Here is a 333-nt window from a genome sequence, read left to right as displayed (position 1 = left end):
GGGCGACCATGACAGCGCAATCGACCTGCTGCGCGCGGAAGAACCTTCGGTGGTCACACTCGACCTCGGCCTGCCGCCCGATCCAGACGGAACGCGCGAGGGCTTCCGCATCCTGCAGGCGATCCTGGAGCTGAAGCCCGATACCAAGGTGATCGTCGTGTCGGGGCATGGCGAGCGCGCCAGCGCCCTTGCCGCGATCGCGAACGGGGCGTGGGACTTTTATCAGAAGCCGATCGACATCGACGAACTGGGGCTGATCGTCCGCCGCGCCTTTCACGTCCGCGCGCTCGAGGTCGAAAATGCGCGGCTCGCGGAGGCGGGGACAGGCGACAA

The 333-nt window shown here is 67.0% G+C and carries 1 protein-coding gene; it reads left to right on the top strand.

The genetic code is table 11. The features are described from left to right. The coding region (locus tag FLQ44_RS08070; protein WP_147693961.1) for a response regulator at nt 1-333 on the top strand (333 nt) is incomplete at both ends.

Source organism: Vogesella mureinivorans (assembly GCF_007644035.1).
GTDB classification, from domain to species: Bacteria; Pseudomonadota; Gammaproteobacteria; order Burkholderiales; family Chromobacteriaceae; genus Vogesella; species Vogesella mureinivorans.
Note: the sequence above shows the minus strand (reverse complement) of the source record. Positions and strands in the feature narration are given on the sequence as shown.